The sequence below is a fragment of the Nocardiopsis sp. KDC1DS13DA1 genome, from assembly GCF_055632325.1.
The window spans coordinates 62,392-86,722 of record NZ_JBVMUY010000040.1 but is presented as its reverse complement, the minus strand read 5'-3'; the positions used below and the strand labels follow the sequence as shown (position 1 = coordinate 86,722).

Below are 24,331 nucleotides of genomic sequence, written 5' to 3'. Positions count from 1 at the left end.
CTCACCCCACCCCGGACATCCGGGCGACGAAGGCGAACAGGCCCATCCCCCAAGCGAGGACCGCGCACATCGCGATGATCACCACGACCTCGACCCCGTTGAGGACGCGGCGCAGCGACGCGCGCGGCACGTCGGTCAGGCGCACCCAGCTCAGCACGCCCAGGACCATGCAGGCGACCAGGGCCGCGACCGGCAGCCACGGGCCCAGTACGGGGTACTGACCGATCGCCGCCACACCGGTGGCACCGAGCCCCAGGACACCGCCGAGCCGCAGCGGCAGCACGTGGCGGATCCGGTCGAACAGGCGCGAACGCATGATCAGCAGCACCGACAGCAGTCCGCTGAGCAGCAGGTCCGGCAGCCCCTCGGCCATGAGGGTCAGGAGCACGGTGACCGCGCCGCCGCTGAGCGCGGCGCCCGTCACGATGCCCAGCAGCAGGCGGTCGCTGTTGGTGAAGGTGTCCTCGAAACGCTCCGTGGCGACCTGGCCCGAACGCCCCACCTCGTAGTCCAGCCCGGACAGGCCGCCCATCACCATGGCCACCCGCGGCAGCGCGCCGACGCACAGGGTCAGCGCCAGTCCCATCGCCCGGACCCCCTGCACCGGGTCCACGAACACCCCGACACCGACCAGCACCCCGGCGGCCACGGTGATCACGCCGAGCGCGGCGATGTAGGCCAGCCCCGTCTCGTGCAGGGCCCAGCCGACCCCGGCCGCCAGGAGCGCGCCGGTCAGCGCGAACGCCGACATCACCAGAGGTCCGGCACCGGTCACCAGGCCCGCGGCGAGCACGGCGGTCACCGCGCCCCACACACAGGACGCGGTGAACAGGACGTGGGCGACGACGGGCAGCGGACGCCGGGCGGCGAGCAGCATGGTCGCGATCGAGAACAGCGTGCCGACGCTCGCCACACCCAGGTGGCCGACCGACGGGCGCAGCCACATCATCAACAGCAGCATCAGCAGGGGGCCGGTTCCGGCCACGAGGAGTCCGAAGGAGAGCGTCGTCGTCGGGTTCCAGATCCGGGCGGTCTCGTCGACCCGGTCCTCCACGGCACCGCGCACGTCGTCCACGTGCGCGGGTCGGCCGGGCGCGGTCCGCCGGTCGAGCACGAGGACGTCGCCGTCGTAGACCCCGGCGCTCTCCAGCGGCTCCTCGGGTCGGACCGGCGAGCCGTCGACCGTGGTCAGCGCCCAGTGTGCGGGCTCGGTGCCCTCCTCCCGGGGAGCGCACACCTCGACGATGCGCGGCATCAGCGTCGCCACGGGCACACTTCCGGGCAGCGCCAGATCGGCCCAGCGGTCCGGCCCGGTGACCGTGACCCGGCAGTATCCACTCACACCCATGATTCCTTTGCCGTCGCCGTAGGGGGTTGTCGCCGCTCGGGAGCACAGACCGACGTGAATTAGGTGATTCGCGGCGTTCGCGAGATCATTCCTAGCGTAGTCACCGAGACATCCAACCCCCGCAGGTGGACGGAAAGAGGTCACCGTGGCGACGAGACCGGTCTCCCGCCCCGCCCGCAGCACCCCGACTGCCCCCGGGACCACGCCCCTGGTCATCGCGACTCCGCCACAGATGCCGGAGAACCCTCCCGCCTCCAGTTCGGGCGCGATGATCATCATGCCGATCATCACCGGCTCGGGTTCCCTGCTGATGTCCATCACCATGGGCCACCGCCCGCTGATGGCGGTCGCGGGCGTGATGATCATGATGGCGAGCGTCGTCGTCGGCATCATCATGTTCGTCGCGCAGCACAACGGGCCGCGCAAGCGGATCCGGGAGCAGCGGGAACGGTACGTCGACTACCTCGACCAGCTGCGCGAGATCGTCCGGGGCGTGGCCGCCACGCAGCGCGCGGACAACGCGTTCCGCCACCCGGACCCGCAGCTGCTGACCGAACCCGCGCGCTCGCGCGCCCGGCGCTGGGAGCGGCGCGCCTCCGACCCCGACTTCCTGGACGTGCGCGCCGGTTCGGGGACCCGGCCGCTGGCCCGGGCGCTGAAGCTCAAGGTGGACAACTCCAACCCGCTGATCGTCTACGACCCCGTCTGCCAGGGCGCCGCCGACCAGCTCATCGAGCTGTACGGCGACGTGCCGGAGATGCCGCTGGTGCTCCCGCTGCGCGAGTACGGCGTGGTGTCGGTCGTCGGCAACCGCGAGGCCGCACGCGGGCTGGCCCGGTCGATGATCGCGCAGCTGTCGACCTTCCACTCCCCGCACGACCTGCGGATCGGCGTGGTGCGCGACAACAAGGTGCGCACGCGGTGGGAGTGGCTCAAGTGGCTGCCGCACAACACCTTCGACGAGGCCAGGGACGGCCCGATGCCCGCCCGGTTCGTCGCCGGGAACACCGTGCAGATCGCCGAACTGCTGTCCGAGGAGATCGAACGCCGCACGGTCGACCTCCAGCGGCGGCGCGGCAGGCCGCCGGGCCCCGGCACGCAGCGGCTGGTCGTCGTGCTGGACGGCGAGCACCAGTCGACGCTGTCCGGACTGCACGCGGAACCGCCCGTCACCTCCCTGGCCGACCTGGGGATCCACGTGATCGCCCTGGTGAGCGACCGCCGCGAGGAGCCGGAGGCGGTGGACCTGCGGCTGATGGTCGACGCGGACGGCACCCTGACCGAGGACACCGAGCTGCCGGGCAGGGACGAGGAGGCCGAGCGCGCCCCCGTCGAGGGCAGGGCCGACCGGTCGAGCGTCGCCCACCTGACGAGCCTGGCGCGTGCGCTGGCGCCGTTCGGGATCGCGGTCACCGACTCCGACGACGCCATGCACGAGACCGTCGGGCTGCCGGAGATCCTGGGCGTGCCCGACGTCGCCCAGCTGGACACGCGGAGCACCTGGCGCAAGCGCAGCACCGGTGACTACCTGCGGGTCCCGATCGGTATCGGGCCGAGCGGCAACACGGTGCTGCTGGACCTGAAGGAGTCGGCGTTCGGCGGCATGGGCCCGCACGGGCTGGTGGTCGGCGCGACCGGTTCGGGCAAGTCGGAGATGCTGCGGACGATGGTGGCCTCGCTGGTCATCAACCACTCACCGGACAACCTCGCGCTGCTGCTGGTGGACTTCAAGGGCGGCGCGACCTTCGCCGACACCGACCGGCTGCCGCACAGCGCCGGGCTGATCACCAACCTGGCCGACGACGACGGCCTGGTGACGCGGTTCCGGGAGGCGACCTTCGGCGAGCTGCTCCGGCGCCAGCAGATCCTCAAGAACGCGGGCAACCTGCCCAACCTGCACGCCTACGAGGCGGCGCGCGAGACCAACCCCGAGCTGGAGCCCCTGCCGCACCTGCTCATCATCATCGACGAGTTCTCCGAGCTGCTGACCGCCCACCCGGACTTCGCGGAGCTGTTCGTCGCGATCGGGCGGATCGGCCGGTCGATCGGGGTGCACCTGCTCCTGGCCACCCAACGGCTGGAGTCGGGCAAGATCAAGGGCCTGGAGTCGCACCTGTCCTACCGCGTGGGTCTGCGCACCTTCTCCGAGGCGGAGAGCCGCGAGGCGATCGGCGTGGGCGACGCCTACCACCTGCCGCCCGAACCCGGATCCGGCTACCTCAAGGTCGACACCTCCGTCTTCGAGCGGTTCAAGGCCGCCATGGTCTCCCAGCCCTACGAGCCTCCCCAGAAGGAGGAGAAGGACGAGCACGAGCCCGTCCTGCCGCTGCTGTCCTACAACGCCCTGGAGAAGGTGACGGGCGCGGGTTCGCTGGTGGACTCGCTCGTGGGCTCGATCAGGGCCAAGGAACAGGAGAAGCGGCCCAAGGAGAAGCGGACGACCCTCCAGGTGACCGTGGACCGGCTGGTGGACTCGGGCGCCGAGCGCGTACGGCCGGTGTGGCTGCCGCCGCTGCCGGAGATACTGACCTTCGACTCGGTGCTGGCCGACCTCGGGGAGGCCGACGACCTGGAGGGCGAGGGCACCGAGCCGGACCCGGCCGAGGCCAAGGCGGTCATCGGCCTCACCGACATCCCGCGCGAGCAGCGGGTGATCCCGGCGGAGCTGGACTTCACCGGCGGTGAGGGCAACATCGTCGTCCTGGGCGGCCCCCAGTCCGGCAAGTCGACGCTGCTGCGCACGATGATCGCCAGCCTGGCGTGGCGGTACCCGCCCGGCCGGGTCGGGGTGTACGCGATCGACTTCGGCGGGGGCGCGCTCCAGGCGATGGACGAGCTGCCGCACGTGGCGGGCGTGGCGGGTCGTGCCGACCCGGAGCGGGTGCAGCGGATCCTGACCGACGTGTCGGGTCACCTGGACCGGCGCCAGCGGGTGTTCCGCAAGCACAAGCTGGACTCCCCCGCGGCGCTGCGCCAGGCGCGGGCCGACGGGAAGCTGCCCGCGAGCGTGGTCGGCGACCTGTTCCTCATGATCGACGGGTGGTCGGCGGTCCGGGACTCCTTCGACGCGGCCGACGACTTCCTCATGGACATCGCGACCCGGGGTCCGTCCCTGGGCGTGCACACGATCCTGACGGGCGCGGCGTCGTCGCAGATCAGGTCCCGGTTGCAGGCACTGTTCGGCGGGCGCTTCGAGCTGCGGCTCAGCGACCCGATGGACTCGGGGATCGGCCGCAAGGTCGCCGAGGAGATCCCGAAGGACACCCCGGGCCGCGGTCTGACCTCCGAGGAGCACCACACGCACGTGGCGCTGCCGCGCGTGGACGGGGTGGCCGGAGACGAGGACGTGACCGACGGGATCCGCGACCTGGTCAAGCGGGTCCGGGAGCGCTGGCCGCAGAAGGCCGTGCAGGGCGTGCGGACGCTGCCCCAGCGGGTGGAGCTCGACGATCTGCTCAAGGGACGCAAGAGCGGCAGGGGCCGTATGCGCGAGCTGGTGCTCGGCATGGCGGAGAGCTCGCTCGCCCCGGCCACGACCAACCTGGACCGGGACCCGCACCTGGTGGTGTTCGGCGACCCCCAGACCGGCAAGACGACCCTGCTGCGCGGGCTGGTCAAGCAGATCGTCCAGCGCCCGGCCAAGGAGCTGGGCATCGTGCTGGTCGACTTCCGGCGCTCGCACCTGGAGCTGGTGCCGGAGGAGCACCTGCTGGCGTACTGCACCACGGCGGAGCAGACCAAGGCCGTCGCGGACAACCTGGCGGGGTCGCTCAAGCAGCGCCTGCCGGGGCCGGACGTGACACCCAAGCAGCTGCGGGAGCGCAGCTGGTGGAAGGGCCTGGACCTGTACATCATCGTGGACGACATGGACATGATCGCCTCGCGCAGCAACCCGCTCGCGCCGCTGGCTCCGTACATCCCGCAGGGCGCCGACCTGGGTCTGCACGTCATCGCGGCCCGGCGTACGGGCGGTACGGCGCGGGCGATGTTCGAACCGGTGCTCCAGGCGCTCAGCGACATGGCGACGCCCGGTCTGCTGTTCTCCGGTGACCGGATGGAGGGCCGCCTGGCCAACGGCGCGGCCTCCAAGGCGCTGCCGCAGGGCCGGGCGCAGCTGGCGCTGCGCGGCAGGCGGCCCGACCTGGTGCAGGTCGGGTGGAGCGAGCCTCCGGGGTAGCGGACACGGGGCGGGGGCGGCCGCGGCGGCCGCCCCCGCCGGGGTCACACCGGGAGGGCGAGGGCCAGCGACGCGACCGCCAGCGCCAGGTAGGCGCCGGGGAAGGCGATGTTGTACAGGACCCCCGCCCGCACGTGGGCGGCGACGGCGCCGACGTAGAACAGGACGAGTCCCGCCGCGGCGGCCTCCCCGACCAACGGCACCCCCAGGAGTCCGAGCAGGAGCCCGGCGACCCCGGCCAGCTTGACCGCCCCGAGCGGCCGGAGCGTCCACCGCGGCAGCCCCACCTCCGCCGAGTTGGCCAGGACGAACCGCGCCCGGACCAGGTCGGCCGCCGCGATCGCCGCGTTGGCCGCGATGGTGACCGCGGTGACGGCCACGTACGCGATGAACACTTCCGCCCCCTCGACTCGCAACGCCCCCGGAGGCCGTCCCTCCGGGGGCGCCTCCAGCCTCACGCCCCGTCTGCGGAACCGTCCAATACCCGCGTCCATAACCTGGAGGCATGGACGTCGACACACGGCTGCTGCGCTCCTTCTCCGCCGTCGCCGAGGAGGGCAACCTGACGCGCGCGGCGGAGCGGCTGTACGTCTCCCAACCGGCGCTGACCAAGCAGGTCCGACGGCTGGAGCAGCTCCTCGGCGTCCGGCTCTTCACCCGCTCCCATGCGGGCATGGCGCTGACCGGGCCGGGCCGCGTGCTCGCGGAACGCGTGCCCGGTCTCCTGACCGCGTGGGACGACGCCTTCCGCGCCACCAGGGGCACGGCCGCCCGGGAGACCCGCGTCCTGCGCGTCGGCTGCGTGGCCAGCGGCGCCAACGAGGCGACCCAGGACATCGTCGCGGCCTTCGCCGGGCTCCGCCCCGGCTGGCGGGTCGATCTGCGCCAGGCCTCCTGGGCGGATCCCTCAGCCGGGCTGGCCGACGGTGCCGTCGACGCCGCGCTCCTGCGGCTCCCGTTCCCGGGTCAGGCGGAGCTGTGCGTGGAGCCACTGTTGACCGAGCCCCGCTGGGTCGCCCTGCCCTCCGCGCACCCGCTCGCCGCACGGGAGACCGTCGACGTCCGGGACCTGTGGGACGAGCCGTTCGTCGCCGCCCCGGCCGAGACCGGTGCCTGGCGCGACTTCTGGTTGGCGGTCGGCGAACGCGGTGACCGCCCCGTCCGGATCGGCGCGGTCGCCGAGCACCCCGACGACTGGCTCAACGCGGTCGCCAGCGGCTACGGGATCGCGTTCGCCCCCGAGTCCGCCGCGCGCTTCTACTCCCGTCCCGGCGTGGTCTACCGCCCCACCCGCGGCCTCTCCCCGAGCCGCGTCGCCGTCGCGTGGGCCGGCGAGGACGAGGCCGACCCGGTGATCCGCGACTTCGTCCGCTGCTGCCTGGAGCGGACGTGCCCGGCGCCCGTGGCCGACTCCGGCCGCCGCGCCCGCACCACCCGGCCGGAGGTGGAACCATAGGGAGTCCGGGTTGGTCCCACTTGTGGCAACTCCACCGTTTCCCTCCCCCGAAAGGCAGATTCGTGCGGCGTTCCCTCGCCCTCACGTCGGCCGCGTGTCTGGTGGCCGTCACCGCCTGCGACGTCTCGTCCACGGACCCGGACGAACCACCGGAGACCGTGGAGGAGATCACCGAGCAGGGACTGGCCGGGCTCGCCCTGCTGCACCGCGGGTACGAGGGCGGCGACCCGGAGACCGACCAGGTCCTCGTCTTCCACGACCCCGCGACCGGCCGGCCCGTCCACGAGCTCGGCCTGCCCGAGGGGGCGGTGGACCCCATGGCGTCGGCTCTGCCGGTGCACTCCCAGTTCTCCGCGGACTGGCAGTTCTTCGCCTACGCGACCACCGAGCCGTCCGCGATCACCATCGCCGCGCTCACCGACCCGGAGGACGCCGGGGGTGCCGCGGTCGCCGAGGCCACCGACGAGGAGGGCGAGACGCCGGCGAGGGTCACGTACCAGCCGGTCGAGTCGGTGACCGCCTCCTCCGGCGAGGTGGTGTCACGACCGGTCATCCACGGCGGCCGTCTCTGGTACGTCTCCGACAACGAGCAGGACGGCCAGCCGCCCCAGGTGATGTCGGTGCCGCTGGACGCGCCGGGCGGCACACCCAACCAGGAGGGCACGCTCCCACCGGACGAGTACCAGAGGCCGAGTGACTGGGCGCTCACCCCCGCGGGTGAACTGCACATCCGCGTCAGCCGCCCCACCGAACAGCTGCCCGGTGCCGACGGCCGGACCCTGGTGGTGCGCCGGACCAACGGCAGTATCGTCAACGCCTCCCTGACCACGGCCGAGGGACAGTGGCAGACCTTCGACCAGGGCCTCGTGTGGGGCGAGGGCACCGCCGTGCTGGCCCCCGACCCGGACGGAACCCAGCCGGTGGCGGGCGCCTACCTGGTGACGGTGGACGGGCAGGCGCACACGGCCACCAGGATCATGGCGGACAGCGGCGGTCCGGTGCTCCAGTACGCGCCCGCGCCGGAACGTGACGCGGTCCTGCTCCAGACGGAGGAGGCGTGGTTCCGCGTCGATCTGGAGGAGGGCGGGGTGACCGGCACGGAGGAGGTCTTCCCCCGGTTCCACGACGCCTCCATGGACGGCTACCCGCTCGTGGTCCGCTGGGCCGAGGAGCCCCCGGAGGACCAGGCCAGCGCCAGCCCGTCCGGGTGAGTTCCCGCGGCCCGTGGGCGGGGAACCCGGTTCGACACCGGGCGGCGGCCGACCGCGGGAGCCTCCGCCCCTCTCCCACAGGGAACGCCGTCCTGGCGGGAACACCCGACGGACAGAGCACTCCGGGCGCCGATAACATCTCCGAACACCGCACGCACAACAGAACGCATCGACCCCTTCGGGCGTCTGAACCCGTAACCCGTAACCCGTAACCCGTAACCCGTAACCCGTAACCCGGCCGTCCCGTCGCCCCCCGGCGAGACGGTACTCGCGTGTGGAGGACGGAACCCGTCCTCCTGGCCACCCCGCACCCACGGAGGAGACCCACATGACCACAGAGGCGGGCGGCAACCCGATCGAGGCGATGCGGGGCGGCGAGTACGCCGAGACCCTCGCGGCGGCCATGGCCGGGCTCGCCGACATGTTCGACCTCCTCATGGAGGACGCCGAGACGGGCTCCGGACACTCCGACGTGATGGCCGGGTTCCGCACGTACAAGGACGAGTACGGCCAGAGCATCGTCGACGTCCAGCGGCACGGCCTCTCCCTGGCCGACAACATCCAGGCGGGCGCCTCCGAGATCGCCCGCAATGACCTTGAGGGCGCGGAGGGGTACGACCACCCCTGGGAGTCACACCGCGACATCAACTTCGCGGACTGACACCGGCCTCCGCCCCCCAGCCCCCACCCCGTGCACCCCGAGGAAGACCGTGGCCAGCTTCGACCTCTCCTTCTCCCCCCGCACCATCGACTACGACTCCGGTGCGATGCAGACCTGTGCCAGCGACCTGGAGATCCTCAACGCCCGGGTGCTCGGCCGCGCCGACGACCTCGGGGGCGGCTTCGACTCCGCCGCCACCCAGTTCACCGACCTCGTCGCCTGGGACATCAAGGACCTCTCCGAGGAGGACCAGCAGTACTGGCGCGACGCCGCGGTCACGGTCACCTACGCCGCCTCGGTCGCCGAGATGTGGGCCGACAGGATCGACGCCTTCCGCACCGAGCGCGACGAGCAGACCACCGCCTGGGAGAACACCCGCGCGGAGAAGGTGGCCGCCGTTCCCGCCACGTACCAGGGCCAGACCATCACGTTCTCCTATCCCGAGGCCGACGGCTTCCTCAGGACCGGTTGGGGGGCCGGGGACGAGGTCAGGTGCCGCGAGCTGTACGACGAGCTCAGGACCACGCGCGACAACCTGGCCGCCCGGGAGCAGACGAACTGGCAGAACCTCCAGGACGGCGCCTCCGAGATCCGGGAGATGCTCGAACAGGGCCCCACCCCCGTCAACGTCCGGAAGCTCATCGAGGCGGGCAACGCCGCCTGGGCCTTCCTCAACCTCGACCCCTCCCGTTACTCCTCCCTCATCGCGGACGGCGAACTCACCCCGGAGAACGCCCAAGAGTTCGCAGAGGAGCTCAACGCCTACTGGAGCGGCGACAAGCCCCTGGACGACCGCTACCACGAGATCATGCTGGTGGTCTCGGTGCTCGGGACGAGCGCCCGGCAGCACCAGCAGAACGGCACGGAGCTCGCCCCCGGGGAGATCGCCTTCCTGGAGGAGTTCTACAGCCGGCTGGAGGAGCCCTACCAACGCGACGGGCTCGGCGCGGGCATCATGGTCTACCCCGATCTCATGGCTGAGTCCGGTATGAGCGTCGAGGAGCGGGAGGAGGCCCTCGGCACGCTGGGCGACGGCCTGCTGGCCCTCTCCGACCCCCGGATCGGCGGCGGCTACGACCTGCTGCCCGAGAGCTTCCGGTACGCCGTCGAGGGCCCCTGGGTCAACCCCGACGTCGAGAGCAAGCTCACCGGGACACAGGTGTCGATGGGCATGGACATGCGGGCGCTCTCCGCCTTCCTCGAACACACGGACGAGAACATGGAGGGGGGCTACGGCCTGTCCGCCAACCTCCACCTGGCCACGGGCGCCTTCCTCGACGCCTGGGGCGACACCGACGACCCCAACGGGGTGCTGCCCGACTCGGAGCAGGTCTCGCACCTCATCGACGTGGCCAGCCGCAACGAGGACGCCAACTACTACATGCTCACCGGCGACCACCTCGACCCGGAGCCGGGCGTCGAGTACGGGGACGAGGAGCTGCGCACGCGGGCGCTGGAGGGCACGCTCACCTACGAGTGGCACGACGACGGCGCCACCGCCCGCCAACTCGTCGACTGGATGCACGAGGACCTGGCCAGCGACGACTACCAGGAGGTCAACCGGGCAGGGCGCGCGTTCGCCGGGTTCATGGAGACCATCACCGACCCCGATACGCACGACGCGCTCGTCAACACGGGCGTGGACGTGACCGAGGGGGACAACGAGTACTCCAACGCGTCCTTCACCCAGTTCAACGGGGAGCTCGCCGACGGCCTCGCGGACCTCTTCGACGCCCACATCTACAGCTTCGCCAACGGGGACGTCCTGGACCACGGTGACGAGGCGACGGACAGCATCGGCGCCTACGAGCCGGACAAGAACTACGTCCGCATGGGTGCCGACGAACGTGCCATGTACATGCAACTGCTGATGGGCAACGACGAGTCCGCCGGCCGTGCGGTCAATTCGGTGGACGTCTACCAGCAGATCGAGTCCGTCGCCTTCCTGGAGACCGGGAACGAGGCCACCGCCGCGCGCGGTGCGGGACAGCTCCAGGGCCTGCTGGAACGGGCGCTGTACCTGGAGTCGGAGAACCGCAGCGCCGATCTCGACGAGCAGATCGAGCGCCGGACGCAGATCACCGAGTTCGTGGTGGGCGAGGCGACCGGCCTGACGGAGAAGATCCCGGTCATCGGTGCGGCGGTGTCGAAGGGGGTGGGACTGGCCGAGGAGAGCATCGTGAACGCGATCGTCGACGGCGAGTACCAGGTCTCCCCGCGCCTTCCCACCTACACGAGCGACGAGTCGATCCAGCGCAACTTCAGCGTGGAGACCCTCGACTACATCGTGCACAACGATCCCGACACGCTCAACGGCCAGACCCAGCGCGCCGACATCCGGACCCTGGTCGCCGGTGGCGCCCTCACCGTCGAACAGGACGGCCGGGTGCTCGACGCCTCCGACATCACCAACGACTTCGTCGTCGACGAGTCCGTCACCATGAGTTTCGAGAAGGACCCGAACGAGTGGTCGGACAACGAGGATGACGAGCTCGCCGGGATGGACGACGCGATCAGCAACATCATGGACACCGCCAGCATCAGCGCCAGCTACGCCGACCCGCACACCGGGGAAGCCGTCCACCGCTCCGGCCCCGGCCGCGCATGGGTGGAGGACTTCACCGGCGCGTACGGGGACGCCTACAACGAGACCCGTGACTACTTCGAGGGCGACCTCGAGGCGTTCGGAACCTCACCCAACGACGGATGACGGCGTGACCGCCGCACGTACCCCGCCACGACCCGTTCTGGAGGACCCGTTGCCCCGCGAGAGCCGTGTACCCGCCCTCCTGGTCACAGCCCTGTCCGCCTGCCTGGCCCTGACCGCGTGCTCGTCCCCCGCGAACGACGGGGAGTCCGCCCCGGAGGAGGAGCCGACCCCGGCCTACGTCTCGCGCTCCTGGGTCGAGCGCGAGGCCAGCGTGCGCACACTGGACCGCATGTTCGCCGAGGGTGACCCGGACGGGGTCGTCGCGAACATGGGACCCACCCGCGACCACCTCTTCGACTCACGCGTGGTCAGGGAGAACGACGACGGGTACTACGTCGAGCTGGACAAGGGCGAGTGGAACACCAGCGGGGTCAGCCACCTCGGAGAGCTCGACGGCGCACTCGGAAACGCGATGTACCAGAACGAGGTCACGTGGTGCGGCGAGACCGTGTCCGGTGAGGACTTCGTCAACGCGTACCTGGACGAACACTGGGAGACCCTCGACACCCACGACGCGTACGAGGCGAGCGTCACCGACTACGTCGACTGCGGTGACGGCCAGCCGTGAACCGGCCATGAATAACACCACATTGGCCGACTCCGGCCGTGATGTGGCGAAGGGCGGGTGAGCATTGACCCGCAGATGAGATCCTTACTATCGTCCGTAATCTCCCCTCCTCCCGTGTTCCGCCCCATGAAGAGCACCCTGCCCACGGAGGACGGGATCACCGCACAGCTCCTCTCCCACACCCGGAAGGGTTCAGATGTCCAACCACGCCGGTCTTGAAAATGTCAACGCACTCGGAACGGGCGGCGAGAACCTCGGGCAGGAGTCCGACGGTCTCCGCACCCAGATGAACCAGCTCATCCAGGACATGTCCAATGACGGAGACGCCCTCCAGGGTCAGGCGCTGAACGATTTCCGCGCGGCGCGCAGCGCGCTCACCGAACGGTTCGACGAGCTCATGACCTGGTGCAGCCAGAACGGCATCAAGTTGAACGAGGGCCAGCAGCAGTTCAACATCACCGACCAGGATTCCTCTGGAGACATGTCGCAGGTCGGAAACGACCTCGGCGGCCTCTCCCGCCCGATCAACGCGTAACTCTCCCCCACCTTCTTCCCGCCACGAGAAAGGCGCGCAGTCATGAGCAGCCAGTTCGATGTCTACGGCAATGTCGGCCAACTGGAGGGCCTGGCCTCCGACCAGCAGGCGCACCTGGCCCGTTTCACCGCGATCATGAGCCAGATCAACGAGCAGTCCGAGAGCACCGTGAACCAGTGGGAGGGCTCGGGCAGCTCGCAGTTCCAGGCCAAGGCCCAGGAGTTCGACTCCCATTTCGCCGAGGTCAACTCCGCCTTCTCGAAGATGATCGAGGCCACCAGCGGCACCGCCGAGAAGTACGGCCGTCTGACCAACTACCTGAACAGTCTGTTCTAGTAGGCTGATCGCCGATGTCCTCCCCCACGCCACCCCCACCGGCCCCAGCGGATCCGGACCCGCAACTCCCCGAGGCGTTCCACTACACGCCCGACGAGGAGAAGTACGTCCTCCAGGCGGACGCCCTGCGGCACCGCCAGCTGCGGTCGGCCCTGCTGTACGGTTCGAGCCGCTACTGGCGGCGTCGGCAGCAGGTGTGGCCGGCGGTGATCGGCGGTCTCATCCTCACCGCCCTGATCTGCGGCGTCATCGCTCTCATCGGAGCGTTCGGCCGCCAGCAGGAGGTCAACGAGGAACGCGGGTTCGGAACGTTCCGGCAACAGGTGGTGCAGGACCCCGCGTTCGACGCCCCGCGACTGCCGGAACTGCCCTGAACCACCGCGTCACCGTCCCCCGCGCCCGAGCGTCGGGGCCTGCGCCACGACACCACGAGGGGGTCGCTCACCCATGTCCGGCTCCGAACACGCCGCATGGGCGCCCGGATACGACACGTCCACCGTGCTGCGGCAGGGCCGCCGCGCCAGGATCGTGCGCGCGACCCGTGCGACCAGCGGTGCCGACGTCGTGCTCAAGGTGCTGCCCGCCGCCCAGGGGCGCGCGGAGCTCGACCGGCTGCGCGACCTCAGCGGGGTGCCCGGCGTGGTGCCGCTGCTGGACGCGGGTACCACGGCCGAGGGTGACCTGTTCGTGGTCCTGCCGTTCTACGCCGACGGTTCCTTCGCCGACATGCTCGCGAACAGGGGGCCGGCTCCGATCCAGGAGGCGGCGGCGGTCGCCCGGAGCGCGGCCGCGGCCCTGGGCGCGATGCACGGTCGGGGTCTGGTGCACAACGACGTCAGCCCGGGCAATGTCCTGAGGGCGGGCCGTACCCCGGTGCTGACCGGCTTCGGCTCCGTTCACCCGATCGGTGCGGCCGTGCCCCCGCCGCCCCCGGGGTCGGAGTCGTTCCTGCACGCTCCCCCGGAGGCGCTGCGCGGCGAGCCGCGGACGGCGGCCTCGGACGTGTACCAGCTCGCGTCGACGATCTGGACGATGCTCGTCGGCCGCACGCCGTTCACCGCCGGGGACGCCTTCGACGCGCAGGAGTACGCGCGGCGGGTGCTGACCGAGGAGGCCCCGCCGGTCGGACGCCAGGACATCTCCCGCAAGCTCCGCGGTGTGCTCTCGCGCGCCCTGGCCAAGGCGCCGCGGGAACGCCACGAGAGCGCGGCGGACTTCGCCGCCGCGTTCGAGCAGGCGCGCACGTCGCGACCGGCGACGACGGTCTCCGGTCCCAGCGGCGCCCAGACTCCGCTGACCGGGGCTGCCGCCCCCGTCGACCCGGCCGCGGTGCCCGGTGGGGCGCACCCGCCGACCTCGGTGCTGCCGACCACCGGCTCCGAGACACCGTCCACGGGGCCGCAGCGCCCGTACTCCGCCCCCAGCGGGGAACAGCCGCCCCACACGTCCCAGGGACACGCCCCCGCCACGGCTCCCCACGCCGGTGAGCCCCACCGGGCCCCCTCCGGGCCGCAGCACCCGCACACCCCGCCCACGGGTCCGCGGACGCCTCTCCAGGAGCCCCACCGGGCTCCCTCCGGTGCGCGGACACCTCCCTCGGGGCCTGACGCCGCACCCTCCGGCCCGCAGACTCCGCCCACCGGCCCGCAGACTCCGCCCACCGGTCCGCAGTACCCATCCCCGTACTCCGCCCCCAGCGGCGAGCAGGCACCCCACACGCCCCAGGAGCACCTCCCCGCACCGCCCTACGCGGTGTCGGGCCCCGCGCCCGCGTCTCCTGCGCGGCACCCCGGTACCGGCCCCCAGAACGCTCCCGCGGGGCCGCCTCCCGCGCCCGACGCCCCGCTGTGGCCGCGGCAGGAGCCCGGCGCACCGGCTCCGCACGGCCCCGGGCAACCCGACGCGCCCGCGTCGGCCCGCCTCGACAGCGCCCGCCGACTGCGCGGCGACCAGCCCGCGGCGGTACCCGAAGACCAGCGCGGCAGCAGGCTCCCCGCCACCGACGCGGGCGGCACCGCCGAGATCATGATGGCCAAGCTGCGCGGTGAGGAGATCTCCCCGCTGCTGGCCTGGTCGCGTGTGGAGGGGTGGAGCGGTACGGCCGAGTCGGGCCGGCTGCCCGAGGACGGACCCGCCGCCCGGCGGGACGAGACCCCCGAGTGGTCCGCCGCGCTCAGCGAACCGGACGTCTCCCCGGCACGCTGGCGCAAGCACCTCCACCTCGCCGCGAGCGTGTGCGGCATCCTGTTGCTCACCTCCGTGTCCGGCGCCTTCGCGTCGACCGGCCCCCAGGCCCCGATCCTCTCGGCGGCCGAGCCCGAGGAGCCCACCGCCGAGCCCAGCGCCGGAACCGAGGGATCCGCCGGTGACGAGGAGGGCACCGGCGACGGCACGGGCGGGACGGTCGAGCCGACCGTCCCGGACCCGGTCGGCGCTCCCACGGACGTGCGGCTGGAGGACGGCCTCAACGCCGTCCAGCTCAGCTGGACCGACAACAGCGGCGGTACCGCGCCCTTCTTCGTGGTGGGCGGGCCGCGCAACCGCGAACCCGCGACGCTGGCGCGGACCGGCGCCGGGGTGACCTCGGCGCAGATCACCACCGCCGACACCTACGGCGAGTACTGCTTCACCGTGGTCGCCGTCGACGGCGCCGCCGCCCCCGCCGAGCAGGTGTGCACCACCCGCGAAGCCGACCGGGCGGCCGCCGCTGCCGCCGAGGCGGAGGCTGAGGCAGCCGAGGAGGAGGCCGCCGAGGAGGAGGCCGAACCGTCGGACGCCCCCAGCCCGGGCACCGGGGAGTGACCGCGCTCCCCTGACCCCCGGCGGGTGGCCGCCGCGCCCGCTCGGATAGCGTTTCTCCGTTCGTGTCGCTTTTTCGCACGAGGAGCGCCGTTTGTCCGGGGTGATCGTAGGGTTCGGCGTCATCACCAGCGTCGTCGTCATCGGCTACATGCTCGGACGGATCCCCGTGCTGGGGCCGGGCGCCAAGGACGTCCTCACCAGACTCGCCTTCTACGTGGCCAGCCCCGCGCTGCTGTTCACGATCCTCGCGCGCGCCGACCTCTCCTCCCTGGTGTCGACCCCGGCCCTGGCCAGTGTCCTGACCGTGCTGACGATCGCCCTGGCGTTCGCCGCCGTCGCCGCACTCCGGAGGTGGGGGCTGGGCCGCTCCGCCATCGGCACCCTCGCCGCCTGCTACGTGAACGCGGGCAACCTGGGCATCCCCATCGCCGCGTACGTGCTCGGCGACGCGTCCCTGGTGGCCCCCATCCTCCTCGTGCAACTGCTCGCGCTCGCCCCCGTGGGGGTCACCGTCCTGGACCTGTCCCAGGGGGGAGTGCGCGGGGTGGGTCCGGTCCTGCGACGGGCGCTGGGCACGCCCGTGCGCAACCCGATCGTCATCGGGTCCCTCGCCGGCGTCCTGGTCTCCGCCTCCGGATGGACCCCGCCCGCGCCGCTCATGGAGCCGTTCGACCTCGTCGGCGGTATGGCCGTTCCCGCCATGCTGCTGGCGTTCGGGATCTCACTGCACGGCAGCGGCGTGCCGGGGCGCGGTCCGGAGCGCGGCCCCGTGTTCGCGGCCGTGGTGCTCAAGTCGTTCGCGCAGCCGCTCGTCGCGTGGGCGATCGGCGCGCTCCTGTTCGGCCTGACGGGCGCGACGCTGTTCTCCGTGGTGGTACTCGCCGCCCTGCCCACCGCGCAGAACGTGTTCACGTACTCCGTCCAGTACCGGACGGGGGAGGACCTGGCACGCGAGGTCGTGCTGATCAGCACGCTCCTCACCATCCCGGTCCTGTTCGGGGTCACCTTCCTGCTGGGCTGACCCCGGAGCAGAACGGAGCGCGCACTCCATGTGTCGGTCAACGCCCGCCCGGGAATACCCCAATGGCGGGGTCCGTCCCTCTCCCCCTTGGGGGGCGGGCCCCGCCGTCATGTCCGGCCCGGCCGGGGCCGGAGCGGCACGAGGCCCCCGGCGGACGTGTCATCCGTCCACCGGAGGCCTCGTTCACGTGCGAACGGCAGCGCCGCACCGGCCACGCGCCCGGGGTCCGGGCAGGGGCGGCTACCCCCAGGCGAGGGCGGTCAGCTCGGGGTCCTCCAGCGCGGTGCCGATGTCCCGCAGCACCTTGGAGCCGAGCTCGCCGTCGACCAGCCGGTGGTCGAAGGACAGCGACAGCGTCGTCACCCTGCGCACCGCCAGCTCACCCTCGTGCACCCAGGGCATCTCCCGGATCTGGCCGAAGGCGAGGATCGCCGCCTCGCCCGGGTTGATGATCGGGGTGCCCGCGTCCACGCCGAACACGCCGACGTTGGTGATGGTGATCGTGCCCTGCGACATGTCCGCCGGGCTCGTCCTGCCCGTCCGCGCGGTGTCGGTCAGCGCCTTCAGTGCCCCGGCCAGCTCGGGCAGGGTCTTGGCGTCGGCGTCCTTGATGTTGGGCACCACCAGACCCCGGTCGGTGGCGGCCGCGATCCCCAGGTTCACGTAGTCCTTGACCACGATCTCCTGGTTCTCCTCGTCCCAGGACGCGTTGATCTCCGGGTTGCGGCGGATCGCCATGAGCAGCGCCTTGGCCACCAGCAGCAGCGGCGAGACCCGCACGTCGGCGAAGTCGGGCCGCTCGCGCAGCCGTGCGATCGCCTCCATCGTCCGCGTGACGTCCACCTGGAGGAACTCGGTGACGTGCGGCGCCGTGAACGCGCTGCCGACCATCGCCGCCGCCGTGTGCTTGCGCACCCCCTTGATCGGGATGCGCCGTTCGCGGGCGGCCCGGTCCACCGTGACGGCCGGGGCCTCGGCCACCGGAGCAGCCGGAGCCTGGGCGGGCTCGGCCGCCGCGCGCACGTCCTCGCGGGTCACGATCCCCCCGGAGCCGGTCGGCGTCACCGACGCCAGGTCCACCCCGAGGTCGCGGGCGAGCTTGCGCACCGGCGGTTTGGCCAGCGGGCGCCCGCCGGCCGGTGCCGCGGGCGCGGCCGGGGCGGCGGGCCTGGCGGGCGCGGCCGGAGCCGCTGCCGCGGGCTTGGGCGCGGGCGGCGACACCGGGGCCGACGGGCCCGGACGGCGACGGGCGCGGCGCTTGGTGGCACCGGCCTTCTCGCCGTAGCCGACCAGGGGCTTCTCCCGCTCCTCGGTCTCCTCCGCGGCCGCGGGAGCCGGTTCCGGACCGGCCGCGCCGGAACCGCCGCTGCCGTCGTCCACGGTGATGATCACCGTGCCGACGTCCACCGTCTGGCCCTCCTCGACCAGCAGCTCCCGCACGGTGCCCGCGAACGGGCTGGGCAGCTCGACCACGGCCTTGGCCGTCTCGATCTCGCACAGGTTCTGGTTGACGGTGATCTCGTCACCGGGCTTCACGTACCAGGTGAGCAGCTCGGCCTCGACGAGGCCCTCACCGACGTCGGGCAGCTTGAACGACTGCACGCCGCCGACGGCGGGTGCGTTCTTCGAAATCCCCATGTCTCCTGTTCCCCGATACCTAGAACGCGAACGCCCGGTCCACACCGTCCAGAACCCGATCAAGGTCCGGAAGATAGTGCTCCTCCAGCCTGGACTGCGGGTAGGGGGTGTCGAAGGCGGCAACGCGGATCACCGGCGATTCCAGGTGGTAGAAGCACTCCTCGGTGACACGGGCCGCGATCTCCGCGCCGGGCCCCCCGCTCATCGGGGCCTCGTGCGCCACGACCAGACGGCCGGTGCGCTTCACCGAGTCCACGATGGTGGGGTAGTCGACGGGGGACAGCGACCGCACGTCGACGACCTCGATGGAGTGGTCGGTGTCGGCCTCGGCCGCCTGGAGGGCGGTCTTGACCATCGGCCCGTAGGCCAGCAGGGTCACGTCGGTGCCGGGCCGGGCGATCCGGGCGGCGTCCATCCGGGTCGCCTCGACGATCGGGGCCGTGGTGTCCACCTCGGCCTTCTCGTAGTAGCGCCGCTTGGGCTCCAGGAAGATGACCGGGTCGTCGGACCGGACGGCCTGCTGGATCATCCAGTAGGCGTCCTCGGGGTTGGCGACCGTGACCACCCGCAGGCCCGCGGTGTGGGTGAAGTAGGCCTCGGGCGACTCGCTGTGGTGCTCCACCGCGCCGATGCCGCCGCCGTAGGGGATCCGCATGACGACGGGGACGCTGAGCTTGCCCGCCGAGCGGCGGCGCATCTTGGCGAGCTGGGTGAAGGTCTGGTTGGCGGCGGGGAAGAAGAATCCGTCGAACTGGATCTCCACCACCGGGCGGTAGCCGCGCAGGGCCATGCCGATGGCGGTGCCGACGATGCCGGACTCCGCCAGCGGGGTGTCGATCACCCGGTCGGCGCCGAAGTCCTTGTGCAGTCCGTCGGTGACCCGGAAGACGCCGCCGAGTCGGCCGACGTCCTCGCCCATGACCAGGACCTTCGGGTCGTGTTCCATGGCGGCGCGCAGACCCGCGTTGATCGCCTTGCCGATCGTGAGGTTGGTTCCCATGGCCTAGCGGCCCCCTTCCGCGCCGGCGTCCTCGAAGGACGCGAGGTACTCGGCGAACTCGGACCGCTGCTGGTCGATGTGGACGTTGGGCTCGGCGTAGACCTCGTGGAAGATGTCCAGCGGCTCGGGGTCGGGCAGGGACCGGCACTCGGCGCGCACACGCTCGCCGATGGCGTCGGCCTCGGCGTCGACCGAGGCGAAGAACTCCTCGTCGGCCATGCCCTCGCGCTCCAGGTGGCGGCGGAGCCGCAGGATCGGGTCCTTGGCCTTCCACTCCTCCAGCTCGGCCGTCTCGCGGTACCGCGTGGGGTCGTCGTTGGTGGTGTGCGCACCCATCCGGTAGGTGAAGGCCTCGATGAGCGTGGGGCCGTTGCCCTCGCGCGCGTTGCCCAGCGCTGCGCGGGTGACGGCGAGGCACGCGAGCACGTCGTTGCCGTCCACGCGCACGCCCGGGAAGCCGAATCCGGCGGCGCGCCGGTAGATCGGCACGCGGGCCTGGCGCTCCAGGGGTTCGGAGATGGCCCACTGGTTGTTCTGGCAGAAGAAGACCACGGGGGCGTTGTTCACCGAGGCGAAGTTGAACGCCTCGTTGGTGTCGCCCTGGCTGGTGGCGCCGTCGCCGAAGTAGGAGATGACCGCGGTGCCGTCCTCCCCGACGGCACCGTCGCGCTGGACGCCCATGGCGTAGCCGGTGGCGTGCAGGGCCTGGCTCCCGATGACGATCGTGTACAGGTGGAAGCCGTGCTCGTGCGGGTCCCAGCCGCCGTTGGTGACCCCTCGGAACATGCCCAGCAGTTCCTTGGGCTCGATACCGCGGCACCAGGCGACGCCGTGCTCCCGGTAGGAGGGGAAGGCCATGTCGTTGTCGCGCAGGGCCCGGCCGGACCCGATCTGTGCGGCCTCCTGGCCCAGCAGGGAGGCCCACAGGCCCAGCTCGCCCTGGCGTTGGAGGGAGACGGCCTCGCTGTCGACCCGGCGGACGAGCACGAGGTCCCGGTACAGGTCGCGAATCTCGTCGGCGCCGATGTCCAGGGGGTAGTCGGGGTGTGCGGTGAACTCCCCTTCGGGTGTCAGGAGCTGGACAAGCTCCGGTTCTGCGTGTGCGGTGGTGTCCGACACGTCGCTCCTCGGGTTCTCGGGGCCGAATTCGCGTGGGTGAACGCTGATCGGCCAAATCAAGGTCCGCTCACCCGGGGTGGTGGGCGCAGCGGACAGCCCTCCCCATATCGTGACAGAACTCACTACGGGGAGCGCAAGACCTCAGCGTCACCTTTTAACCTGTCCGCCCCATCATCCTGATCCTCCGCACACGTGCAACTACCAGGGCTTCCTATCAATTACAAGGACTTCCAACAACTTTGTGGACCCCGCTTGGCGACGGAACGGAAACGCCCGGGCGGCCTCGCGACGAGGCCGCCCGGGCGTGACGTGGAAGCTCACGGCGACTACGGAGAGAGACCGCGGCGGGCCGTGGGGTGGAGGCGGCGGACCCGAGGGCCCGCCCGACCCGCGGTGCGGGGCGGCTCAGGCCGGGACGCGCATACCGCGCTCGCGGCCGTAGTCGGCGAGCATCTCGCGGAGCTGACGGCGTGCGCGGTGCAGGCGGGACATGACGGTGCCGAGCGGGGTCCCCATGCGGGCGGCGACCTCCTTGTAGGCGTAACCCTCGATGTCCACGAGATAGATGACCTCCTGGAACTCCTCGGGCAGGCGCGCGAGCGCCAGCTTGATGTCGGAGTCGGGCAGGTGGTCCAGGACCTCGGTCTCGGCCGAGCGCATGCCGGACGAGGTGTGCGCCTCGGCTGCGGCGAGCTGCCAGTCCTTGATCTCGTCGGTGGTCTCCTGGCGCGGTTCGCGCTGCTTCTTGCGATAGGAGTTGATGAACGTGTTGGTCAGGATCCGGTAGAGCCAGGCCCTCAGGTTGGTGCCTGCCCGGAACTGGTGGAAATTCGCGAAGGCCTTGGCGAACGTCTCCTGGACGAGGTCCTCCGCGTCCGCCGGGTTGCGGGTCATCCGCAGAGCCGTCGGATAGAGCTGGTCGGCGAACGGTGTCACCGCGGTGGCGAAGTCCAGGGTCTGCTCTTCGGCGCGGGTCTCACCGGTCGTGGAGGTCTGGTCCGCTGCGATAGTCGTCAAGATTCCCCCCTCAGGACGACCGGACGATCACTTCCACACTGGTAGACGCCACCACACGCCTCCAATGATGACATCAATCGGGGTGATACGAGTCACGAAGATACCGAAACCGTCTCCAGTACGCGTAAGCATGCGGTAAAGGACCAGCGTGGCGCCTGGCCAGGACCCGGTCGCGGGCCGGTGTGGCATACGCTGGCGTCGCCCCCTCCGAGCGGCTCGGAGAGGCGCCCGCCCACGCCGGGGCGGGCGAGTGCGGCACACCCACATTCTTCTGGAGGACGCTGTGGCCCGCGTCGTTGTTGACGTCATGCTCAAGCCCGAGATCCTGGACCCCCAGGGCCAGGCCATCGCCGGGGCCTGCTCCCGGCTGGGCTTCGGAGGGGTCGAGCAGGTCCGGCAGGGCAAGCGCTTCGAGGTCGAGGTGGACGGCGAGGTCGACGACGCCAAGCTCGCCGACGTCCGCCGCCTGGCCGAGACCCTGCTCGCCAACACCGTCATCGAGGACTTCGAGGTCCGCGTCGCCTGACCCCGCACGGGTGCCGGACACCCCACACCCGGTGTGTCCGGAATTGGCCAGCCGCGTCCCGTATCGGGCGCGGCTGTTCGTTTTGCGCCAACCCAGCTCGGGAAGGTTCCTTAACGCGCCGAACCGGTAACCGACCACGGAGCACGAGAGGTGTACGTATGGACGCCGTCTTCTCGATCTCGCTCCCCCGCCAGGCGTACACGGTCTCCGTCGTACGCGACGTCCTGGGCACCCTGCTCCTCCGGCTCGGGCTGTGCCAGGACTGCGCCGACGACATCATCCTCGCCACCTCCGAAGCCTGCGCCAACGCGATCGAGCACGGCGACTCCGCCGCCGACTACCGCGTCGAGGCCGACCTCGACTCCCGGCTGTGCGAACTGAGGATCTCCCACAACGGGGAGGCACCCGCCGAGACGGTCCTTCCCCTCCGGTTCTCCCAGGACCGCGTGCCCCTGCCCCGCCTCAGCGCCGAATCGGGCAGGGGCATCTTCCTGATGCGCCGCCTCATGGACGAGGTCGCCTTCCGGAGCACCCCGCGCACCACGGTCCTCCTCCGCAAGCGCCTCGCCCAGTGCGACCACGGCGCCGACCCCGGGCCCCTCCACCCGCACGCGCGGGACTTCGCCGCGCTCTGACCGCCGCCGCGGAAGGGCAGCGGACGCGGAACACCGCCGCGGCCCCGCCCGCACCGGGGTGTGGCGCACACCACCGCGACTGTCGGGTCGCACACCCCGACCGCGCTTCCGACCGCCCGGATTGGGAGAATCGCACAGGCCAGGAGTCCGGAAACAGGGTGAGGGTCGTACCCGAGCACAGTCGACCGGGTACGCTGCGAGGTGCGGACGCGCCGTCCCGCGACGGCCCGGCGTCCGCGGACTCCTCGCCCAACCACCCGTACTCCCGCACGCGCGGGAGCGGACACACAATGACCCGGAGTGTGCTCATGGCAGCCCGTGTGGGCGTCGTCACCTTCCCCGGCTCCCTCGACGACAAGGACGCCGCCCGCGCCGTCGCGCTGGCGGGTGCCGAGCCCGTCGCGCTCTGGCACGCCGAACCCGACCTCAAGGGCGTGGACGCGGTCGTCCTGCCCGGCGGCTTCTCCTACGGCGACTACCTGCGCTGCGGCGCCATCGCCCGGTTCGCGCCCCTGATGTCCGAACTCGTCCCGGCCGCCCGCTCGGGCGCGCTGCCGGTGCTCGGCATCTGCAACGGCTTCCAGATCCTGTGCGAGAGCCACCTGCTCCCCGGAGCGCTCACCCGCAACAGCTCACTCCGCTTCGTCAACCGCGACCAGGTGCTGCGCGTGGAGTCCACCGCCACCGCCTGGACCGGCGGCTACACCGACGGCCAGGAGATCCTCGTCGTCCTCAAGAGCGGCGAGGGCAGCTACGTCGCCGACGAGGAGACCCTGGACGAGCTGGAGGCCACCGGCAGGGTCGTGGTCCGCTACGCCGGGGACAACCCCAACGGCTCGCGCCGCGGCATCGCCGGGATCACCAACGAGCACGGGAACGTCGTCGGCCTCATGCCGCACCCCGAACACGCCGTCGAGGCGCTGACCGGGCCCTCCACCGACGGACTCGGCTTCTTCACCTCGATTCTCAGCCACCTGGCGGCCGGAACCCCGGTGCACGCCTGACCCGACGAACCCGCCCAGGGACAGGGGGACGAACCTCGCGATGATGGCGCTGCTGCGCTCCCGCCGTTTCAAGATCGCACTGGCCGTCGCGGTCATCGCCGGCCTGGTCGCGTCCGGCGCGCTCGGACTGTTCCAGACCCTGCGCGCCCCCCTGCCCGCGGCGTCGCCCGAACCCCCCGCTCCGGGGTCGGCCCAGGCCCCCGAGCGGCTGGAGGCGCCGGACGTCGACGTGTTGGGCGACGCTCCGGACGGGCTCTCCTACGTCTCCGGGGACGAGGACGTGCAGTGCACGACCGCCGAGTGCGTGCGGCTGGTGCGGGTCGTCCCCGACGGGGGTGAGGGCGCCGCCGACTCCGAGGAGGCGGTCGAGGCGGTCTACCACCACCTCCTGGACGCCAACTGGGGACAACTGCTCCCGGAGGGCGCCGAGTCGCCCGACGACGTGCCCCTGGGCCAGACCGTCCTCAGCGACGGCGACGTCCTGGTCGCCGACTCCTCCGACCACGACGCGGAGGGGGCCGCCGCGCTCCTCATGCTCGGCAACGCCGTCCAACCCACATCCTGAGC

At 71.6% G+C, this 24,331-nt stretch carries 21 protein-coding genes; 15 read left to right on the top strand and 6 right to left on the bottom strand.

Going from position 1 to position 24,331, the window contains the following annotated elements:
* Position 1: 1 nt before the first annotated feature.
* A complete protein-coding gene (eccD, locus tag ACTVAJ_RS25935; protein WP_470390932.1) occupies positions 2-1,342 on the bottom strand; it encodes a type VII secretion integral membrane protein EccD in 1,341 nt (446 codons plus the stop codon).
* Between the two features lie 220 nt (positions 1,343-1,562).
* Between eccD and eccCa the strand changes: the two genes are divergently transcribed.
* On the top strand, positions 1,563-5,525 hold the full coding sequence (gene eccCa, locus ACTVAJ_RS25930) for a type VII secretion protein EccCa (RefSeq protein WP_470390931.1): 3,963 nt from the start codon (positions 1,563-1,565) through the stop codon (positions 5,523-5,525).
* A 44-nt stretch (positions 5,526-5,569) separates the two neighbouring features.
* On the opposite strand, the gene ACTVAJ_RS25925 is transcribed toward eccCa, so the two are convergent.
* Positions 5,570-5,920, bottom strand: a complete 351-nt coding sequence (locus ACTVAJ_RS25925; RefSeq protein ID WP_470390884.1) for a DoxX family protein — start codon at positions 5,918-5,920, stop codon at positions 5,570-5,572.
* A gap of 110 nt (positions 5,921-6,030) precedes the next feature.
* On the opposite strand from ACTVAJ_RS25925, the gene ACTVAJ_RS25920 reads away from it, so the two are divergent.
* The 10 genes from ACTVAJ_RS25920 to ACTVAJ_RS25875 all read left to right on the top strand — a co-directional run bounded on the left by ACTVAJ_RS25920 (position 6,031) and on the right by ACTVAJ_RS25875 (position 16,825).
* Positions 6,031-6,981, top strand: coding sequence for a LysR family transcriptional regulator (locus ACTVAJ_RS25920; protein ID WP_470390883.1), 951 nt, complete (start codon positions 6,031-6,033; stop codon positions 6,979-6,981).
* A 62-nt stretch (positions 6,982-7,043) separates the two neighbouring features.
* Positions 7,044-8,192: a hypothetical protein gene (locus tag ACTVAJ_RS25915; protein ID WP_470390882.1), complete on the top strand. Its 1,149-nt coding sequence runs from the start codon at positions 7,044-7,046 to the stop codon at positions 8,190-8,192.
* Between the two features lie 328 nt (positions 8,193-8,520).
* On the top strand, positions 8,521-8,853 hold the full coding sequence (locus ACTVAJ_RS25910) for a hypothetical protein (protein ID WP_470390881.1): 333 nt from the start codon (positions 8,521-8,523) through the stop codon (positions 8,851-8,853).
* Positions 8,854-8,902: 49 nt separating this feature from the next.
* Complete coding sequence (locus tag ACTVAJ_RS25905) at positions 8,903-11,563, top strand: TPR repeat domain-containing protein (RefSeq protein WP_470390880.1); 2,661 nt, start codon at positions 8,903-8,905, stop codon at positions 11,561-11,563.
* A gap of 4 nt (positions 11,564-11,567) precedes the next feature.
* Complete coding sequence (locus ACTVAJ_RS25900) at positions 11,568-12,131, top strand: hypothetical protein (protein ID WP_470390879.1); 564 nt, start codon at positions 11,568-11,570, stop codon at positions 12,129-12,131.
* 196 nt (positions 12,132-12,327) lie between these two features.
* On the top strand, positions 12,328-12,666 hold the full coding sequence (locus ACTVAJ_RS25895; RefSeq protein WP_470390878.1) for a hypothetical protein: 339 nt from the start codon (positions 12,328-12,330) through the stop codon (positions 12,664-12,666).
* Positions 12,667-12,708: 42 nt separating this feature from the next.
* Complete coding sequence (locus tag ACTVAJ_RS25890) at positions 12,709-13,002, top strand: WXG100 family type VII secretion target (RefSeq protein WP_470390877.1); 294 nt, start codon at positions 12,709-12,711, stop codon at positions 13,000-13,002.
* 14 nt (positions 13,003-13,016) lie between these two features.
* Positions 13,017-13,376 (top strand): hypothetical protein, encoded by a 360-nt coding sequence (locus tag ACTVAJ_RS25885; protein ID WP_116246335.1) that lies wholly within the window; start codon positions 13,017-13,019, stop codon positions 13,374-13,376.
* Positions 13,377-13,449: 73 nt separating this feature from the next.
* On the top strand, positions 13,450-15,804 hold the full coding sequence (locus ACTVAJ_RS25880; RefSeq protein ID WP_470390876.1) for a protein kinase domain-containing protein: 2,355 nt from the start codon (positions 13,450-13,452) through the stop codon (positions 15,802-15,804).
* Between the two features lie 91 nt (positions 15,805-15,895).
* The gene (locus tag ACTVAJ_RS25875; RefSeq protein ID WP_470390875.1) at positions 15,896-16,825 is read left to right on the top strand and encodes an AEC family transporter; all 930 of its coding nucleotides are present in this window, start codon (positions 15,896-15,898) and stop codon (positions 16,823-16,825) included.
* A gap of 240 nt (positions 16,826-17,065) precedes the next feature.
* Here the strand turns inward: ACTVAJ_RS25875 and ACTVAJ_RS25870 are convergent, their stop codons facing one another.
* The 4 genes from ACTVAJ_RS25870 to ACTVAJ_RS25855 form a co-directional block, all read right to left on the bottom strand.
* Positions 17,066-18,463 (bottom strand): dihydrolipoamide acetyltransferase family protein, encoded by a 1,398-nt coding sequence (locus ACTVAJ_RS25870; RefSeq protein WP_470390874.1) that lies wholly within the window; start codon positions 18,461-18,463, stop codon positions 17,066-17,068.
* Positions 18,464-18,482: 19 nt separating this feature from the next.
* The gene (locus ACTVAJ_RS25865; protein WP_470390873.1) at positions 18,483-19,463 is read right to left on the bottom strand and encodes an alpha-ketoacid dehydrogenase subunit beta; all 981 of its coding nucleotides are present in this window, start codon (positions 19,461-19,463) and stop codon (positions 18,483-18,485) included.
* 3 nt (positions 19,464-19,466) lie between these two features.
* Positions 19,467-20,582: a pyruvate dehydrogenase (acetyl-transferring) E1 component subunit alpha gene (pdhA, locus tag ACTVAJ_RS25860; RefSeq protein WP_470390872.1), complete on the bottom strand. Its 1,116-nt coding sequence runs from the start codon at positions 20,580-20,582 to the stop codon at positions 19,467-19,469.
* A gap of 405 nt (positions 20,583-20,987) precedes the next feature.
* On the bottom strand, positions 20,988-21,599 hold the full coding sequence (locus tag ACTVAJ_RS25855) for a sigma-70 family RNA polymerase sigma factor (RefSeq protein ID WP_017601257.1): 612 nt from the start codon (positions 21,597-21,599) through the stop codon (positions 20,988-20,990).
* A 283-nt stretch (positions 21,600-21,882) separates the two neighbouring features.
* Between ACTVAJ_RS25855 and purS the strand changes: the two genes are divergently transcribed.
* From purS to ACTVAJ_RS25835, 4 genes are all read left to right on the top strand, one after another.
* Positions 21,883-22,125 carry a phosphoribosylformylglycinamidine synthase subunit PurS gene (gene purS, locus ACTVAJ_RS25850; RefSeq protein WP_470390871.1) on the top strand — a complete coding sequence of 81 codons (243 nt, stop codon included), beginning with the start codon at positions 21,883-21,885 and terminating at the stop codon, positions 22,123-22,125.
* Between the two features lie 158 nt (positions 22,126-22,283).
* Positions 22,284-22,760 (top strand): ATP-binding protein, encoded by a 477-nt coding sequence (locus ACTVAJ_RS25845; protein WP_470390870.1) that lies wholly within the window; start codon positions 22,284-22,286, stop codon positions 22,758-22,760.
* Positions 22,761-23,068: 308 nt separating this feature from the next.
* Positions 23,069-23,764, top strand: a complete 696-nt coding sequence (gene purQ, locus ACTVAJ_RS25840; RefSeq protein ID WP_470390869.1) for a phosphoribosylformylglycinamidine synthase subunit PurQ — start codon at positions 23,069-23,071, stop codon at positions 23,762-23,764.
* A gap of 40 nt (positions 23,765-23,804) precedes the next feature.
* The gene (locus ACTVAJ_RS25835) at positions 23,805-24,329 is read left to right on the top strand and encodes a hypothetical protein (protein WP_470390868.1); all 525 of its coding nucleotides are present in this window, start codon (positions 23,805-23,807) and stop codon (positions 24,327-24,329) included.
* The last annotated feature ends 2 nt before the right edge of the window (positions 24,330-24,331 follow it).